The sequence below is a fragment of the Sphingomonas sp. SP3 genome (genome assembly GCF_058514305.1).
In genome coordinates this window covers 2,229,189-2,245,477 of sequence record NZ_JBZSOE010000001.1, presented here as the reverse complement: position 1 = coordinate 2,245,477, position 16,289 = coordinate 2,229,189, and the positions used below count along the sequence as shown (strand labels likewise).

The following is a 16,289-nucleotide window of genomic DNA, read 5'->3' as shown; positions in this document are numbered from 1 at the left end:
GCGCGACTCTACCGGCCCCGCTCTGGCCCTGAAGCCGTTGATCCGTCCGCCCCAAGTTCCTTGTCCAGGTACATGAGCAGCATCGCCGACCGCTTGGCGTCCTCGGCGTAATCGGCGCCGACCGAATGGCCGCCCTCCATATATTCGTGGAAGTAGACCCGGTTGCCATATTCGATGAACCGCGCGGCGGCTTTGCGCGCATGGCCCGGATGGACGCGGTCGTCCTTGGTCGACCCGTAGATGAAGACGGCCGGGTAGCGGACGTCTTTTCGCATGTTTTGGTAGGGCGAATATTTGGACAAATAGGCCCACTGTTCGGGCTTGTCGGGATCGCCATATTCATCGGCCCAGGAAGCGCCCGCGAGCAGGTGCGTGTAGCGCTTCATGTCCCACAATGGTGAGCCGATGATCGCCGCCGAATAAAGGTCCGGGCGCTGGTTCAGGATGGCGCCCATCAGCACGCCGCCGTTTGATCGCCCCGAAGCACCGATCTTGCCCTTCTCCGTCACGCCCGACTTGATCAGGTCTTCGGCAACCGCATGGAAGTCGTCGAAGCTGCGCTGGCGATGCTCACGCAGCGCGGCCTCATGCCACTTGGGGCCATATTCCCCGCCGCCCCGAATGTTGGCGAGGACATAGGCGTTGCCCTGCTCGACCCAGAACAGCGCGAGCGGTCCCGCGCGATAGGGTTGGCCGGTGAGGTAGCCCGGCGTCTGTGCCGCCCGGAAGCCCCCATATGCGTGGATCAGCACCGGGACCGGGCCGGTCACACCCTTCTTACGAACAAGGAAGTAAGGGACGCGAGTCCCGTCCTTCGAGACCGCGAAGCGCTGTTCGACTTGATAGGCGCTGGCGTCGAACTTCGCGGGCAGGCTTTGCACCTTCAAGGGCGCTGCCCCGGGCGTCACCCCGTACAGGGTCGGCGGGGTCAGCATGCCTTCGACCTCGGCGAGGGCGAGATCGCTTTTGTCGGCGACGTTGAGGAGGTGGATCGTGCTGTTGCCGGCGAGCGGCATGGCCTGGCTTGACCATTTGCCGTCAGGCGCGCGGGTCAGCGCGAACAGCTTCCCCGACACGTCGTCGAGCGCCTTGACCCACAGCACATGGTCGGACGCCGACACTTCCTCGATCGCCTGGCTCGCGCTCGGCGCCATCACCAGTTCCGGCGCTGCAGTTCGTCCGGCGGCAATGTCCGCCAGCGAATAAGATACGATGGCGCCCTCGGGCAGGTCGCCGAGCGGATGATTCAGTGTTGCGATCATCCGCCCCTGGAGAACGGTATTGAAATCGGCCGTGTCCGGCAGTGGCAGCTTCACCAGCCGGCCGTCGTCGGTCAGCAGGGAATCCTCATTGGTCCAGGTCGTCTTGCTGCGGTTGATGAAGGTCCAGCGCTTGTCGCCGTCGAGCGATGTGAAGGGGCTTGCCGAGACGTCGCTCGCCTCGCCGGTGAACACCGTCTTCGCCGAGCTGAGCGGGGTGCCGCGCGTCCACAACTTCACGATCCGCGGGTAGCCCGACCTCGTCATGCTGCCTTCGCCAAAGTCAGTCCCGACCAGCAGGTGATCCCGATCGGCCCAGGCGGTATTACTTTTCGCGTTGGGGAGCGTGAAGCCGTCCGCGACGAACTCACCGGTCGAAATGTCGAATTCGCGGACGACGTCGGCGTCGGTGCCGCCGGGGCTCAGCGATACGAGGCACCGCTGGTAGTTCGGAGCGAGGCAATTGGCGCCGTGCCATACCCAACTCTTGCCTTCGGCTTTCCCGAGCGCGTCGACGTCGATCAGCGTCCGCCATTGCGGCTTGCCTGCGACGTAGGACGACAAAGACGCAATGCGCCACAGCCCGCGCGGATTTTTCGCATCGACCCAGTGGTTGGTGACCTGGTCGCCAAGCACGGCCTCCGGCTCCGCGATCTGCTGCTCGTCATTGAGGATATCGAGCGCGCGCTTGCGATAGGCGTCATAGGCGGCGCTGTGCGTCAGCAGGTCTTCCGTCGCCTGGTTCCACTGCTTGACCTGAGCGACGGCTCGGGCGCCGTTGATATCCTCCAGCCAGAGGTACGGATCGTCGGTCGTCTGGGCGAAAGCGGCGGTCGCGATGAATGCCGCCGCCGCGGCGAAAGCGAGCTTGCGCAAGAACTTGTTCTCCGTTGGTTGGCGCCACCAGTGAAAGCGGCAATCAGCCGCGTCAACGCACGCTTCGACGAACGGCGTTCAGTCGCCGCTGATGCGCGGATCGATGTCCTCGGGGTGGTCGACGATCGGCTTGCCGACGTCGCCCTGCCCGACCGTGCGCCCGGCCATTTCAAGCATCCGCTCGAGCGGCACGCGCGCACGCTCCATGACTTCTTCTGACAGCTCGATCCGCGGCTCGAAGTCGCGCAGCGCAACGTACAGCTTCTCGAGCGTGTTCAGCGCCATGTACGGACACATGTTGCAGTTGCAGTTACCGTCGCCGCCCGGGACCCCGATGAATGTCTTGCCCGGGGCCGCTTTCTCCATCTGGTGGATGATGTGCGGCTCGGTGGCGACCAGGATCGTTTGCGCCGGCGAGCTCGAGGCGAAGTCGAGGATCGATTTGGTCGATCCCACGTGGTCGGCGTGGTCGATGATATGCGGCGGGCATTCGGGGTGCGCCGCGACGGGCGCGTCCGGGTGCTCGGCCTTGAGCTTCAAAAGCTCGGTCTCCGAGAATGCCTGGTGGACGATGCAGATGCCCGGCCACAGCAGCATCTCGCGGCCCATCTTGCGCGCGAGATAGCCGCCCAAATGCCGGTCAGGGCCGAAGATGATCTTCTGGTCCTTGGGGATCTGGTCGAGGATCGTCTGTGCGCTCGAAGAGGTGACGATGATGTCGCTCAAGGCTTTCACCGCGGCCGAGCAGTTGATGTAGGTCAGCGCGATATGGTCCGGGTGGGCGGCGCGGAACGCGGCGAACTGGTCGGGCGGGCAGCTGTCTTCGAGCGAACAGCCCGCATCCATGTCGGGCAGGATCACGGTCTTTTCGGGCGACAGGATCTTCGCGGTCTCAGCCATGAAGCGCACGCCGCAAAAGGCGATGACGTCGGCGTCAGTCGCCGCGGCCTTGCGCGACAAATCGAGGCTGTCGCCGACGAAATCGGCAAGGTCCTGGATCTCGGGCTTCTGGTAATAATGGGCGAGGATCACGGCATTGCGCTCGCGCTTGAGCCGCCCGATCTCGCTGAGCAGGTCGAGGCCCTTTAGACTTGCAGTCTGGACGGTCATTTCTGTCCTTCGGCAGCGCGGCGGCGCTCCGCCTCCTTGATCGCGTCCTCATATGGGGTCGAACGGTCCATGTAGCTAGCGTGGTCGGTGCCATCCGTCGGGAAGCGCGCGACCACCTTCGCATCCTTGAAGCCAGCCGCGATCAACGGCATCGCAAAGCTTCGTTCGACCGCGGCCCGCGCAGCCTGCCGGGCAAGGCGCATCGGCACCTCCGCGGACGCCTGTTTGCGAAGGTCGGCGACAGCGCCAGCGCGATTGGCTTGGTCCAGATTCTGGTTGGCGTTGGTCAGCGCGGACAGGACGCCGCCCGCTCCATATTCCTGCACGGCGTTCAAATCGACGTCCGGTCCCGCGACTTCGATTTCCGGCAGCTTCACCGAGAGCGTGTGCGACGACCCGTCCCATTTGACGTCGCCCGGCTGCAGCTTCGACAGGTCGAGTTCGTAGCGGACGTCGCCGGGAAGAATGAGCGTGCGCTTTGCGGAAAAGCCGAACCGGCTCGTGGTCGAGGTCGTCACCGAGACATAGCGCGCAGCGAACGCAATCAGCCGATTCTGGGCGCGCATCGATTCGAGGCTCGATGCTGCGATCGTTTCCGCTTTCGGACCGCCGAAGATGCGATCCGCGATCCCGGTGCTTGTCCCGACCACCACGCCAAGCAGCAGTGCGACGATGATCGCGAGTATCGCTACCGGCTTGGTGAAACGGCTGTCCATGTCTCTCCGTCGCGTTCAACGAGCCCGCGTCGCTCTAGGTCCACGAGGTGCGCGAGCACCGACCCGCCAGCCGCAACAACCAGCCTTGGGTCAAGCCCGGGATAGGCATTGGCGACGATATCCGGGATCGGTCGCGTCTTCTCCCCGACCAGCCCCAGTATCTGTTTCTCGCGCTGCATGCGGTGCCCAACGAGGTGCCGGACATATTGCTGAGGGTTGGTCACGGCGGGGCCGTGCGCGGGGTAGTAAATGCGATCGTCGCGCTGCCGAAGCTTGTCGAGGCTCCGCATATATTCGGCCATGTCGCCGTCGGGCGGAACGACCACGGTCGTCGACCAGCCCATGACGTGATCGCCGGTCAGGAGCGCCCCCTCGTAGGCGAAGCAAAGGTGGTTGGAGGTGTGGCCCGGCGTCGCGACGGCCGTGACCGCCTTTCCATCGAGTTCGAGCGTCTCGCCGCCCTGCAGCACCCGGTCCGGCTCGTAATCGCCATCGAATGCCGCATCGGCACGAGGGCCCACCGTTTCCAGCGCCAGCGGCGCGCACCCGATGATCGGCGCGCCGGTCGCTTCCGAGAGGGGACGCGACGCAGGGCTGTGGTCGCGGTGGGTGTGGGTGCACATGATCGCAACCACTCGGCGGCCGCCGAGTGCCTGCTCCAGCGCATCAAGATGCTCGGGCAAGTCGGGCCCAGGATCGACGACGGCGACCTCTTTCTCGCCGATCAGGTAGGTCTGCGTGCCGTAATAAGTGAAGGCGGACGGGTTGTGCGCGAGAACCCGCGCAACCCCGGGTTCGAGCTGCTCAAGCTTCGCGTAGGGCGCCTCCACGTGCTTCCTCAGGCGGCGAGCGCCGCCGCAGCCGGAACGCCGACTTTTTGCGCGGCGCGGCGCGTGAAAGCCGCCGGATAGAGGCGCGTGAACAGTGCCTCCATGCTGTGGTCCCAGCTGAACTGGAGCGCATGGGAACGCGCTTCCTTCGCGAACTTGCCTTTGCCTGCCTCCCACACGTCGAGGACGTTTTGGGACATCACCTGGGCATCGCCGACCGGCCCGAGACGGCCGACCTCGTCGGTCACCCGGTCGACCATTGCGCCAGCCGCGACGCCCACGACCGGCAAGCCGGAAGCCTGCGCCTCGACGATCGACACGCCGAACGTTTCGTCGGCCATGCCGGAAACATAGATGTCGGCGCTTGCCAGCCAGCGCGCCAGCTCCGCGCGGTTCTTCATGTAGCCCGGCATGACGATCCGATCGTCGCCGAGCGCCGCAATCTCGGCCTTGAGGGGCCCCTCGCCAATCAATGCCAGCTTGGCGCCAAGCTTGGCGGGAAGGCGCCGAAAGGCATCCGCCACCACATCAGGCTTCTTCTCGCCATCGAGGCGCCCGACGTAAATCAACAATGGCTGATCGTCGGCGAGCCCGAGCTTCTTGCGAAGCTTCGGATCGCGCCGGTCGGCACCGAATTCGCCGACCTCAACCCCGAGCGGCACCACGTCGACGTTGGAAATGCCGAGCGACCGCAGCTTGGTCGCACCGCCGTTCTCGCTGAGCGCGAACATCGCGTCGAAGCGGCCATAGAGTTTGCCGCAGTACCAATAGCAGATGCGGCTGCAGAGACCGCCGATCGGGCGGCCGAGGAATTTCGAGAAGGGCCGCTCGACATAAACCGTGGGAAAGTCGGTCATGTAGGCGGCCACCAGCGCGGTCGCCGGATGACGCTTGCGATGGGCGATCGCCGCCCAGGGGAGGACATAGGCGTCCTGGCACTCGATCAGGTCGGGCTGGAAGCGCTCGAGCGCCCTGCGCACGGCTCCTGTCCTCAGCAGCAGGCGGTAATGCGGACTACCGGGGACCTTCGGCGACTTGATAACCACCGTAATCGCCCGTTCTTCCTCGATCACTTCGTCGCGCGGGCCAGGGATGATCAGCAGGTGCCGGTGCGGCGTGGATTCGAGGATGTGCCGGCGCTTGTGCAGCAAATAAGTGCGAACGCCGCCACCGACGTCCGACCAGCTTTGGGTAAGGTCGCAGAACAGCTTCGGCTCGAAGCCGGGATTGGGATTGTCGCGACCCATTTAGCCGAAATCCTGTCGGAAAATTTTACGCAACGGCCACGCAGCCTTTCTTCGGTTCAAGAAAAAATAGCGTAAATCAGCCATTTTTTCGAATTGGCACGCCCATTGCTACTATTATCGCGTCCACTTGGTTCCACAGCCAATGAAGGGGCGGCGCAGCGGTTCTCTGGTCCAGCTGCTCCGCCCCTTCCTCGTTTCAGGCTTCGGCTCCGACCAGCTGCTGCAGCTCGCCGCTTTCGAACATCTCCATCATGATGTCCGATCCGCCGACGAATTCGCCCTTCACATAGAGCTGGGGGATGGTCGGCCAGTCCGAATATTCCTTGATGCCCTGACGGATCTCCGGATCCTGGAGCACGTCCACCGTCTCATATTTGGCGCCGAGCCGGTCGAGGATCGCAATCGCGCGGCTCGAAAAGCCGCACTGGGGGAAGAGCGCGGTGCCCTTCATGAACAGAACGATGTCGTTACCGCGGACGATCTCGCCGATACGGCTGTTAGGGTCAGTCACTTCAAATTCTCCATGGTCGGCACTGCGGTTTCGAGCTGCAATGCGTGAAGTTCGCCCCCTACTCGCCCCCCAAGCGCGGCATAGACCGCCTGGTGCTGCTTGATCCTGCTCAGTCCCTCGAACGAGGCGCTGGTGACCCGCGCGGCATAATGGTCGCCATCGCCGGCGAGGTCGCGGATTGTCACCTCAGCGTCTGGAATCGCCGCCTTGATCAACGCTTCGATCTGTTCGGCTGGCATCGGCATTACAGGTTCGTTGCCTCGATGATCTGCCGGCGCGCTTCGATTTCCTTGTTGCGCAGCGCTTCCGTGATCTTGTCCTCGTCGCAATCGACGCCAGCGGCGGTGAGGTCACCCATCACCTTGCGGATCACGTCATGCTCGCCGGCTTCTTCGAAGTCGGAGCGCACCACGTCCTTGGCATAGGATTCGGCTTCGGCCTCGGTCAGGCCCATCTGCCGGGCGGCCCATTCGCCCAGCAGGCGATTGCGGCGCGCGGTGATACGAAACTTCATTTCTTCATCGTGCGCGAACTTGGTCTCGAATGCGCGCTCACGGTCGTCGAACTGGGTCATGCGGTTCCCTTGTATGTTCGCTCGCGGAGATAGGAGCGCGACGGCGGCGCGTCCAGCGGCCATGGACAGCGGCGCTGCAAGCGCTAGCAATCAGCCAAACGCGTCATCGGGAGGGATCATGAGCAAAGCGATCATTCTGGCGGGCGCGCTGGCGCTTACCCTGGCAACGCCGTCAATTGCCGCGCCGAGCGCGACCGTCGATCCGCCCCGCAATGCCGCTTTCCCCGCGCACAACAAGCAGCTGTTGGTCCCGTCGCATGGGGTTGGTCTCAATGCCTTGCTGTTCGTCGCGGCTGGGAAGGGCCCGCATCACACCGTGATCCTGATGCATGGGCTTCCGGGCAACGAGCGCAATCTCGACCTCGCCCAGGCGATGCGCCGCGCCGGATGGGACGTCCTCACCTTCACTTATCGCGGCGTCTGGGGTTCGCCGGGCGACTTCTCCATCTCCAACTCGATGGAGGACGCGGTGGCGGCGCTCGAATTCGCGCGGTCCGACGCCGGGGCCAAGCTCGGCATCGACACTAAGCATATCGTCCTTGCCGGCCACTCGATGGGCGGCGCGACTGCAGCGATGGCCGCCGCGTCAGCGACGGGGTTGGACGGCCTTATTCTGATCGACGCGTGGAACATCGCCGGCGGCACCAGCAAAGGCGATGTCACCCGCGACGAGTTGGTCAGCGGCTTCGACGATTTCGGGAATTCCGGCGCCTCTCCGGAGAAGATTGCCGATGAAGTCGTCGCCAAGCGCTCGCAATGGGACCTCGTTGCAGCCGCGCCGCGCCTCGCTGGCCTGCCGATCCTGACGGTCACTGCCAAATATGGCGCCGCTGAAGAAAATCGCCCGACCACGGCCGCGCTGCGCAAGGTCAACCGCCGCGTAACGGCGATCGAGATGAACACCGACCATCCATTTGCGGATCACCGCATCGCATTGGCGCAGACGGTGGTCGGCTGGCTTAACCGCCGACCCTAGAGCGCCTGCGAAACCAGCCGACGATCAGCAACACGACAAGCACGGCGGCCGTATCCGCGAGCCAGTCGACGACATCGCCGTCCCTGTTGAGCGCCGGTATGAGCTGGATCACCTCGATCACCGCGCCGAACAGCGACAGGCGCACAAGCAGCTTCCACGGCCGCGTTTCCGGATACGCCCAAGACCCGAGCAGGCTCAGGGTCGTGAACGCCATGATGTGCTGGATCTTGTCGCTCGGCTCGCCCGGGATTCGCGGCGGATGCGGCATGACCGCCATGACGAACGCGAACAGGGCTGCCGCCCAGAACAAGGCGCGCATCTGGACACTCCCCGCCCAGCCGCGGATCACAGCTTCGGCTTTGCCCAGCTCAGCCCTCGTAACTGGCGGTGGTCTTCGATCGGACTTCCTCGGCGGTCACGCCGGGCGCGAGCTCGATCAGCTTGAACGGGCTCATGTGGTTCGGCCGCTGGAACACCGCGAGGTCGGTGATGATCATGTCGACGACATTCTTACCGGTCAGCGGAAGGGTGCAGGCCGGGATGAACTTGGGGCTGCCGTCCTTCGACACATGCTCCATCACGACGATGATCTTCTTGACCCCGGCGACGAGGTCCATGGCGCCGCCCATGCCCTTGATCATCTTGCCCGGCACCATCCAGTTGGCGAGGTCGCCATGCTCGCTGACTTCCATGCCGCCGAGCACGGCAAGGTCGATATGCCCTCCACGGATCATCGCGAAGCTTTGCGCGCTGTCGAAATAGCTCGACTGGTCGAGCTCGCTAATCGTCTGCTTGCCGGCATTGATCAGGTCGGGATCTTCTTCGCCCGCAAAGGGGAACGGCCCGATGCCGAGCATGCCGTTCTCGCTCTGCAACGTGACGGTCATTCCGGCCGGGATATTGTTCGCGACCAAGGTCGGGATGCCAATGCCGAGATTGACGTAATAGCCATCCTCGAGCTCGCGCGCGGCGCGCGCCGCCATCTGGTCGCGGGTCCAACCTTTGTTCTCAACGGCGGTCGCCATCATGCAGCCTCCCGCTCACGCACGGTGCGGAACTCGATCTTTTTGTCGTACGGCGCGCCGAGGATCAGTCGGTTCACGTAGATCGACGGCAAGTGGATGCAGTCGGGGTCGAGCGATCCGACCGGCACGATTTCCTCGACCTCGGCGACGCAGACCCTGCCGCAGGTCGCGGCAGGAAAGTTGAAGTTGCGGGCGGTCTTGCGGAACATGAGGTTGCCGCTCTCGTCCGCCTTCCAGCCCTTGATCACGCTCAAATCGGCGCGGATTCCGCGCTCGAGGATATAATCCTCGCCGTCGAAACTCTTGACCTCTTTGCCCTCGGCGACCTGCGTTCCCACACCCGTCTTGGTGTAGAAGCCGGGGATGCCCGCCCCGCCCGCGCGCATCCGCTCGGCGAGTGTGCCCTGGGGGCAGAACTCGACCTCGAGCTCGCCGGCCAGGAATTGCCGCTCGAACTCTTTGTTCTCGCCGACGTAGGAGGAGATCATCTTCTTGACCTGCCGCGTGCGAAGCAGCTTGCCTAAGCCCTCATTATCGATGCCGGCATTGTTCGACGCGATGGTGAGGTCCTTGACCCCGCTTGCCTGGATCGCGTCGATCAGCCGCTCCGGAATGCCGCACAGGCCGAACCCGCCGGCCGCGAGCGTCATGCCATCGGTCAGCAGCCCTTCAAGTGCCGCTTCCGCGCTGGGATAAATCTTCTGCATGCGCCGCCCATAGAAAGGTGGCGCGGCTTGCTCAAGGACGGGACGAGCGCAGTCCCGCCGCGGCGATCCCGACGGCCACACAAGCGGCATCGTCTTCCGGCGCCTCGCCCGATGCACCCGCGGCGCCCAACCGGGTCTTGCCGTCGGCGCTGAAGATCGGGACTCCGCCCGCGACCGTCACGACATGCGGCGCGAAGGCAAAACCGGGCGTCTCTTTTGCCCCGTCGGCCATTTGCGCAGTTGCGAAGCCCCAGGCCGCGACCGCCGCGGCCTTCGCGATCGCAAAATCCATCATGCCCGAGCCGTTGCCATCCATCCGGAGCGCGGCGACCAGATGCCCGCCCGTATCGACCACGGCGATCGCATGGCTTTGCATCTTCGCGCCGGCGTGGGTGGCGCAACCGCTTATGATCGCTTGTGCGGTCCGCGCATCGAGGATCTGTGCGTTTTGCGAATAGGCTGGGGCCGCAACCAAGGCAGCCGCGAAAATCATCTTGCGCATGGTCTCCCCCGTCGGTTTCAGCTGGTGCTGATGCGCGGCGGCCCGTGACGCAACGACCATTCGACGAAGTGGTGAAGTGGCGAATCAGTAGTTCGAAAGGCCGCGCAGCACGTCGAGCGCGGCTTCGCGCTGGCCCCATGGCACGAAGATATGATCGTGGTGGAGTGCAGCGACGACGTTGGCGCTGATGCCCGCGTCCGCGAGATACTTGGACAAGGCTGCGGTCAGGCCAATGGACTCGAGGTCTGACAGCACGCCGATCGCGATATGCGCCCAGTGGCCGGTCGGGCTCGACCTGATCGCGGTCAGCCCTTCCTCCTCGCGGATGATTGCGAACGCATCCGCGGCCAGCGTCGCGGAGCTCGTCAGCTCAAACGAATAACGCTCGGTCGAAAGCCGTGGATCGAGCTCGGCAAGCAGCCGCGCTAGGTCTCGCTCGGGCAAAGGTCAGCCCTTGAGCTTTGCCAGAACGCCCTGCAGCTGCATTGCGTTGGACATGTCGCCTTCGACCTTGAGCTTGCCCATCATGAAGGCGGTCATCCCGTCGAGCTGACCTGCGGCAAGCTGCTGCCAGTCGTCCCAGCCGACCTTGATCGTGGTGTCCGCCGCCCCGTCCTCTTCCGTGACCTGCTGCGCCGCGCCATCGAGCGTGACCGCGCCTTCACTTCCGCCGAAGTCGATCTTGACGCGCTTGCCCGGGATCCACGCCTGGCCCTGCTGCATCCGCTCGACGAGTTCCTGCTTGGTCATGCTTGCTCCTTTGTCAGTAGCGATTAGCGACCCGTTGCAGCCGCAACAAGCGGAGCCTATCTGCGCGCCATGGGATACGAAACAGACCTCAAGCTTTTCATCGACGGCGTGTGGAAGACCGGCGAAGGCCGCGACTTGCACGACGTGGTCAACCCGGTCGACGCACAGCCGATCGCCGCTCTGCCTTACGCGACGAAGGCCGACCTGGAAGAGGCGCTTGCCGCTTCCGAACGCGCCTGGCCGGAATGGCGCGCCATGGACGTCGAGAAGCGCGGCGCGATCCTTCACAAGGCCGCGGACCTGATCCGCGAGCGCGTCGACCTTATCGCCCGCACAATGACGCAGGAACAGGGCAAGCCGCTCAACGAAGCGAAGCTAGAAACCCTCGCGTCGGCCCAGCTGTTCGATTGGTATGCCGAGGAAGCCAAGCGCGACTATGGCCGCACCCTGGTTCGCCCGGCCGGCCAGGTCAGCCGCGTGATCCGCCAGCCGGTCGGACCGGTTGCGACCTTCACGCCATGGAATTTCCCGCTCTATCTCCTCGCCAAGAAGGTCAGCGCCGCGCTCGCCACGGGCTGCACGGTCATCTCCCGTCCGCCACACGAAACGCCGGGCGTCGGGACCGAGATGTTCCGCGCTCTCGCGGATGCCGGCATTCCCGCCGGCGTCGCGCAGCTCGTCCACGGTGACAGCGGCCTGGTCAGCGAAACTCTCATCGCCAGCCGAGTCATCCGCAAGGTCAGCTTCACCGGTTCGACCAACGTCGGCAAGCATCTGATGCGGCTGTGCGCCGACAGCATGACCCGCGTGACGATGGAACTCGGCGGCCATGCGCCGGTGCTGATTTTCGACGACTGTGATCTCGAAAAGACGCTCGACATGGTCGTGCCCCAGAAATTCCGGAACGCTGGCCAGGTGTGCGTCTCGCCGACCCGCTTCTACGTCCAGAGCGGCATCTACGACGCCTTCATCAAGGGCTTCGCCGAGCGCACGGCCAAGGTAAAAGTCGGCAACGGGCTCGAGGCCGACATCAAGATGGGCCCGCTCGCCAACAAGCGCCGTCCGGATGCGATCGACGCCTTGGTGCAGGACGCCAAGGCGAAGGGCGCGCGGGTGATGGCCGGCGGCGAAAAGGGGGACGGCGGCTTCTTCTTCCAGCCGACCCTGCTCGCCGACGTCCCCAATGAGGCGGACATCATGAACGACGAGCCGTTCGGCCCGGTCGCGGTGTCGCGCCCGTTCGACACGTTCGAAGAAGTGATCGAGCAGGCCAACCGCCTGCCCTTCGGCCTTGCCGCCTTCGCCTTCACCGAGAATGGCCGGCGCGCGAACCTCATCGGTGACCTGGTTGAAAGCGGGATGGTCGGGATCAATACCTTCGCCATCTCCGGAGCCGACGCCCCCTTCGGAGGGGTGAAGGATTCAGGCTTCGGCTCCGAAGGTGGGAAGGAAGGCCTCGAAAGCTATCAGGTGGTGAAAGCGGTGCACCAGGCGTGATCGCCTGGACGCCCGCCTTCACTCACCCTTGGCAGTCACCAGCGGCACAATTTGATAGAGCGCGGACGCGCCGACGAGCGTGTAGATGATGCGACTGAGTACCGACATCTCGCCGAAGATCGCGGCAACCAGGTCAAAATTGAGCAGGCCGACGAAGCCCCAATTGAGGCCGCCGACGATAATCAGGAACAGCGTGATCTTGTTGAGGGCCTTCATCGCAAATTCTCCATCATCCGCGCCGCGTCGGGGCGCTATCGTTCACGATGGAATTTAAGGGGTGATCAGGCGCTCACCCATACGGCCTTTAGGCGGTAACTAGAGCCCGCCCTCGACCGCGATGCGGATCGCCTCCGCCGATGTCCTCACACCCAACGCGTCGAGCATCAGCGCACGGTGCATCTTCACGGTTTTCTCGCTGATCTTCAGCGACCAGGCGATTTGCTTATTCAGCAGGCCGCGGGCCATGCCCTGAAGCACTTCCTTTTGGCGGGGCGACAGTTTCGCGATCAAGTCCGCTGCGTGAACCTGCCGCGGTGCCAACCCGGATGGCGTGTCCATCGGCAACTCGACCTGTGAGCCGAGGAACCAGGCCAGTTCCTCTTCCTGGCCGAGCAGCGGCGTGACCATCACGCCATTCCTGAAGACCGAGCCGTCCTTGCGGTAGTTGGTAATCTCGACCAGCGCCGGTCGCCGCTCCCTGATCGACGCGCGCAACTGCTCGGTCGGCCCGGCTTCGGGAGTTGCCCCGGCCAGAAAGCGGCAATTGCGCCCGACGATCTCGCCCTCGCCATAGCCGGTCAGGTCGCAAAAGACGTCGTTGACGACTTCGAGCGGATTGTCGGCCTTGCGCGGATTGCTGATGACCATCGCGATCGGACTGAGGGCGATGGCCTGGATAAGTTCGTCCTGTCCTCGCGCGGCCATGTACCCCTTCTAACGCACTGCGGTGTTGAACTGCATAACCGGCGTGGCGTCGGTGAAGTTCACGAAATCCTTCGTAAGGTCCTTCCCTGCATCTGACTTCACGGCGTTACGCGCCGCTTCCTCGTCAGCGAAGCTAAGGAACGCCGTGGCAAAGAAAGCCGGCTCTCCGCCCCCGACAACCTCCTCGCCCCGGAGCACCGTTGCCCAGCCCAGGCCGAACGGCTGGAATGCCTGGCCGACTGCCGGCAGGTGGGTCGACTTGAAGTAATCGAAGTCGAAGCTCGCGCCTTCGGCCTTCGGATAGTGGATGGTGAGGATATACATGGCAGCGCCGCCTAGCCGGTTTGCACCTGCATCGCCAGCGGCTACAGGCGCGGCCATGACGACACGAACGGGCGGGCGCATTCTCGTCGACCAGCTGCGCATCAACGGTTGCGACCGCATCTTCACGGTGCCGGGCGAAAGCTTCCTCGCGGTGCTCGACGCGCTCCACGACACGCCGGAAATCGAGACGATCGTGTGCCGCCAGGAAGGCGGCGTGTCGTACATGGCCGACGCCGATGGCAAAATGACCGGAAGACCGGGCGTGGCGTTCGTCACGAGAGGGCCGGGCGCGACCAACGCCACCGCTGGGGTCCATGTCGCGTTCCAGGATTCAACCCCGATGATCCTGTTCATCGGCGACGTCGCGCGGGGCGACCGCGACCGCGAGGGCTTCCAGGAAATCGACTTCCCCGCTTTCTTCGGTCCCATCGCCAAATGGGCGGCGCGGATCGAGGATGCGCGGCGGATCCCCGAATATGTCGCGCGGGCCTATCGCGTCGCCACCGCCGGCCGTCCCGGTCCGGTGGTCCTCGCGCTGCCTGAGGACATGCTTCGCGACGAGGTCGAGACGCTCGACCGTCCGGTAGTCCCTCCTCTCGCCGAGGAGCCCGATCCGGGCGCGGTCCAGGCAATGTTCGAGCTATTGAAGGAAGCCACCAATCCGATCGCAATCGTCGGCGGAGCGGACTGGAGCCCGCGCGCATCCCACCATTTCGCCAACTTCGCTTTTCGCCACGGGATCCCCGTCGCCGCGGCATTCCGGCGGCAGGACGCGATCTGCAACAGCTGCGGCGTCTACGCGGGACAGCTGGGCTACGGCCCCAACCCCAAGCTGCAGCAGCGCATTCGCGACGCCGACCTAATCATCGCCGTCGGGCCCCGCCTCGGCGAGGCGACGACCGACGGCTACACCCTGATCACGCCCGATCACCCGAACCAGACTCTGGTGCACGTCCATCCCGACCCGAACGAGCTGGGCCGCGTCTATCATGCCGATCTGCCGATCTGCGCGGATATGGGTGAGTTCGCGGAGATGGTCGACGAGTGGAACGACCCCGATTTGGTCAAATTCGGCGCCGGCGAGGAAGCGCATAAGGATTGGCTCGAATGGTCGGAGCCGGCTCCGCGCAAAGGCGTAAAGCTCGACCTCGGCCCGTGCGTCAAAGCGATGCGCGACGCGCTCCCGGAGAACACGATCGTCTGCAACGGGGCGGGCAATTTCTCGGGCTGGTGGCACCGTTACTGGCACTATGGGCCGCTGCCGACGCAGCTTGCGCCGACGTCGGGAACGATGGGCTACGGCCTTCCCGCCGCGGTCGCCGCCGCGATCCGCTTCCGCGACCGGCCGGTGGTGTGCGTCGCGGGGGACGGCGACTTCCTGATGAATGGACAGGAGCTTGCGACCGCCGCGCAATATGGCGCCGACGTCATCGTCATCATCGCCGACAACTCCGCGTACGGCACCATTCGAATGCACCAGGAGCGGGAATATCCGAAGCGCATCAGCGCCACTGAGCTCAAGAACCCCGACTTCGCCGCGCTTGCCCGCGCGTTCAGCGGCTGGGCCGAGACGGTAGAATCGACCGAGCGCTTCGGCCCGGCGTTCGATGAGGCGATGACGCGCAAAGGCATCCGCCTGCTTCACTGCAAGACCGACGTCGAGGTGATCAGCAACGCGACGACAATCTCCAAGCTGCGCGAGAAAGCAAAGAAGTGAGCGGGCGCGGCCGCCCGGCCGTCGAGGTTGAGGAGGTCGCACCCGATAACCCCGACGCCGCGGCGTGCCTGGCACGATACTTTGGAGAGCTCGCCAATCGCTTCGAGTCTGGCTTCGATGCGTCGCTGAGCTCTGCGCCGGATCTCAGCGGCTTCGAGCCGCCGGGCGGTTGCTTCCTTGTCATCCGGAACAATGGCCAGCCAATCGCCTGCGGGGGGTTCAAGCGCGATGACGGCGCAGCTTACATCAAGCGGATGTGGGTCGCCGACGAGGCTCGCGGCATGGGCCTCGGCCGGCGACTACTTGCAGAACTGGAGAAGCGCGCACGGTCGCGAGGCTACAAGCTGATCAGGCTCGAAACCGAGCGATCGCTGACCGAGGCGCAAGCGCTGTATCGCTCCAGCGGCTATGTCGAAGTGCCCGCCTTTAACGACGAGCTTTACGCGCATCACTGGTTCGAGAAGCGGCTCGACTGATTATCGCGCGCCTTTCGCCAGGCGCTTTCGAACAGTTTGTCGTGGACGTTAATGTCGTCCTTCGGTCTCTCGTCGCGCTTGTCGGACTTGCTCCGCTTGGCCGACTCGTCGTGCGGAAAATGCTCCACGATTTCGTCGAAATGGCCGCCGAAGCTGCCTTTCTGTGTGCGCCGCCGATGCGGCATGTTGCCCTCCGGTTCAGTGAAACCGAGCATAGTAGTCTACGCTCGACTCGGAGCGTTTGATCCATCCTGTTTATTATCCGAAG

22 protein-coding genes are annotated in these 16,289 nt (G+C 64.3%); 4 read left to right on the top strand and 18 right to left on the bottom strand.

The genetic code is table 11. The features are described 5' to 3' along the window. Positions 1–8: 8 nt before the first annotated feature. From AC4K8G_RS11755 to AC4K8G_RS11720, 8 genes are all read right to left on the bottom strand, one after another. Positions 9–2,135: a prolyl oligopeptidase family serine peptidase gene (locus AC4K8G_RS11755; RefSeq protein ID WP_491734330.1), complete on the bottom strand. Its 2,127-nt coding sequence runs from the start codon at positions 2,133–2,135 to the stop codon at positions 9–11. A 78-nt stretch (positions 2,136–2,213) separates the two neighbouring features. Continuing rightward, on the bottom strand, positions 2,214–3,245 hold the full coding sequence (gene nadA, locus AC4K8G_RS11750; protein WP_491734329.1) for a quinolinate synthase NadA: 1,032 nt from the start codon (positions 3,243–3,245) through the stop codon (positions 2,214–2,216). Then, positions 3,242–3,961: a DUF4230 domain-containing protein gene (locus tag AC4K8G_RS11745; protein WP_491734328.1), complete on the bottom strand. Its 720-nt coding sequence runs from the start codon at positions 3,959–3,961 to the stop codon at positions 3,242–3,244. Before AC4K8G_RS11745 ends, nadA begins: the two co-directional genes overlap by 4 nt. Further along, complete coding sequence (locus tag AC4K8G_RS11740; protein ID WP_491734327.1) at positions 3,934–4,791, bottom strand: MBL fold metallo-hydrolase; 858 nt, start codon at positions 4,789–4,791, stop codon at positions 3,934–3,936. Before AC4K8G_RS11740 ends, AC4K8G_RS11745 begins: the two co-directional genes overlap by 28 nt. 8 nt (positions 4,792–4,799) lie before the next feature. Next, the gene (locus tag AC4K8G_RS11735) at positions 4,800–6,038 is read right to left on the bottom strand and encodes a glycosyltransferase (RefSeq protein ID WP_491734326.1); all 1,239 of its coding nucleotides are present in this window, start codon (positions 6,036–6,038) and stop codon (positions 4,800–4,802) included. A gap of 196 nt (positions 6,039–6,234) precedes the next feature. Next, a complete protein-coding gene (grxD, locus tag AC4K8G_RS11730; RefSeq protein ID WP_491734325.1) occupies positions 6,235–6,549 on the bottom strand; it encodes a Grx4 family monothiol glutaredoxin in 315 nt (104 codons plus the stop codon). Continuing rightward, positions 6,546–6,794, bottom strand: a complete 249-nt coding sequence (locus AC4K8G_RS11725) for a BolA family protein (protein ID WP_491734324.1) — start codon at positions 6,792–6,794, stop codon at positions 6,546–6,548. The genes grxD and AC4K8G_RS11725 overlap by 4 nt, the downstream gene beginning before the upstream one ends. Continuing rightward, entirely contained in the window at positions 6,794–7,123 is a 330-nt protein-coding gene (locus AC4K8G_RS11720) for a DUF1476 domain-containing protein (RefSeq protein WP_491734323.1), read from the bottom strand. Before AC4K8G_RS11720 ends, AC4K8G_RS11725 begins: the two co-directional genes overlap by 1 nt. 118 nt (positions 7,124–7,241) lie before the next feature. Here AC4K8G_RS11720 and AC4K8G_RS11715 point away from each other — a divergent pair, with 118 nt between their 5' ends. After that, positions 7,242–8,099, top strand: a complete 858-nt coding sequence (locus AC4K8G_RS11715; RefSeq protein ID WP_491734322.1) for an alpha/beta hydrolase — start codon at positions 7,242–7,244, stop codon at positions 8,097–8,099. Here AC4K8G_RS11715 and AC4K8G_RS11710 read toward each other — a convergent pair. The 6 genes from AC4K8G_RS11710 to AC4K8G_RS11685 all read right to left on the bottom strand — a co-directional run bounded on the left by AC4K8G_RS11710 (position 8,083) and on the right by AC4K8G_RS11685 (position 11,083). Further along, positions 8,083–8,418 (bottom strand): VanZ family protein, encoded by a 336-nt coding sequence (locus AC4K8G_RS11710; RefSeq protein WP_491734321.1) that lies wholly within the window; start codon positions 8,416–8,418, stop codon positions 8,083–8,085. The two genes, AC4K8G_RS11715 and AC4K8G_RS11710, sit on opposite strands and share 17 nt — an antisense overlap. 49 nt (positions 8,419–8,467) lie before the next feature. Next, complete coding sequence (locus tag AC4K8G_RS11705; RefSeq protein WP_491734320.1) at positions 8,468–9,127, bottom strand: CoA transferase subunit B; 660 nt, start codon at positions 9,125–9,127, stop codon at positions 8,468–8,470. Further along, complete coding sequence (locus AC4K8G_RS11700) at positions 9,124–9,831, bottom strand: CoA transferase subunit A (RefSeq protein WP_491734319.1); 708 nt, start codon at positions 9,829–9,831, stop codon at positions 9,124–9,126. Before AC4K8G_RS11700 ends, AC4K8G_RS11705 begins: the two co-directional genes overlap by 4 nt. 31 nt (positions 9,832–9,862) lie before the next feature. Next, positions 9,863–10,333: a GlcG/HbpS family heme-binding protein gene (locus AC4K8G_RS11695; RefSeq protein ID WP_491734318.1), complete on the bottom strand. Its 471-nt coding sequence runs from the start codon at positions 10,331–10,333 to the stop codon at positions 9,863–9,865. 84 nt (positions 10,334–10,417) lie between these two features. Beyond that, positions 10,418–10,777 (bottom strand): ACT domain-containing protein, encoded by a 360-nt coding sequence (locus AC4K8G_RS11690; protein WP_491734317.1) that lies wholly within the window; start codon positions 10,775–10,777, stop codon positions 10,418–10,420. 3 nt (positions 10,778–10,780) lie between these two features. Continuing rightward, positions 10,781–11,083 carry an SCP2 sterol-binding domain-containing protein gene (locus AC4K8G_RS11685; protein WP_491734316.1) on the bottom strand — a complete coding sequence of 101 codons (303 nt, stop codon included), beginning with the start codon at positions 11,081–11,083 and terminating at the stop codon, positions 10,781–10,783. A gap of 69 nt (positions 11,084–11,152) precedes the next feature. On the opposite strand from AC4K8G_RS11685, the gene AC4K8G_RS11680 reads away from it, so the two are divergent. Continuing rightward, positions 11,153–12,580: an NAD-dependent succinate-semialdehyde dehydrogenase gene (locus AC4K8G_RS11680; RefSeq protein ID WP_491734315.1), complete on the top strand. Its 1,428-nt coding sequence runs from the start codon at positions 11,153–11,155 to the stop codon at positions 12,578–12,580. 18 nt (positions 12,581–12,598) lie between these two features. Here AC4K8G_RS11680 and AC4K8G_RS11675 read toward each other — a convergent pair whose 3' ends face one another. From AC4K8G_RS11675 to AC4K8G_RS11665, 3 genes are all read right to left on the bottom strand, one after another. Then, a complete protein-coding gene (locus tag AC4K8G_RS11675; protein ID WP_491734314.1) occupies positions 12,599–12,796 on the bottom strand; it encodes a DUF378 domain-containing protein in 198 nt (65 codons plus the stop codon). Positions 12,797–12,895: 99 nt separating this feature from the next. Then, positions 12,896–13,504 (bottom strand): LuxR C-terminal-related transcriptional regulator, encoded by a 609-nt coding sequence (locus AC4K8G_RS11670; protein ID WP_491734313.1) that lies wholly within the window; start codon positions 13,502–13,504, stop codon positions 12,896–12,898. A gap of 9 nt (positions 13,505–13,513) precedes the next feature. Then, positions 13,514–13,828, bottom strand: coding sequence for an EthD family reductase (locus AC4K8G_RS11665; RefSeq protein ID WP_491734312.1), 315 nt, complete (start codon positions 13,826–13,828; stop codon positions 13,514–13,516). A gap of 55 nt (positions 13,829–13,883) precedes the next feature. Between AC4K8G_RS11665 and AC4K8G_RS11660 the strand changes: the two genes are divergently transcribed. Further along, on the top strand, positions 13,884–15,545 hold the full coding sequence (locus AC4K8G_RS11660) for a thiamine pyrophosphate-binding protein (RefSeq protein ID WP_491734311.1): 1,662 nt from the start codon (positions 13,884–13,886) through the stop codon (positions 15,543–15,545). After that, entirely contained in the window at positions 15,542–16,021 is a 480-nt protein-coding gene (locus tag AC4K8G_RS11655; RefSeq protein WP_491734310.1) for a GNAT family N-acetyltransferase, read from the top strand. The genes AC4K8G_RS11660 and AC4K8G_RS11655 overlap by 4 nt, the downstream gene beginning before the upstream one ends. Here AC4K8G_RS11655 and AC4K8G_RS11650 read toward each other — a convergent pair. Continuing rightward, a complete protein-coding gene (locus AC4K8G_RS11650; RefSeq protein ID WP_491734309.1) occupies positions 15,994–16,206 on the bottom strand; it encodes a hypothetical protein in 213 nt (70 codons plus the stop codon). The two genes, AC4K8G_RS11655 and AC4K8G_RS11650, sit on opposite strands and share 28 nt — an antisense overlap. Positions 16,207–16,289 lie beyond the last annotated feature (83 nt).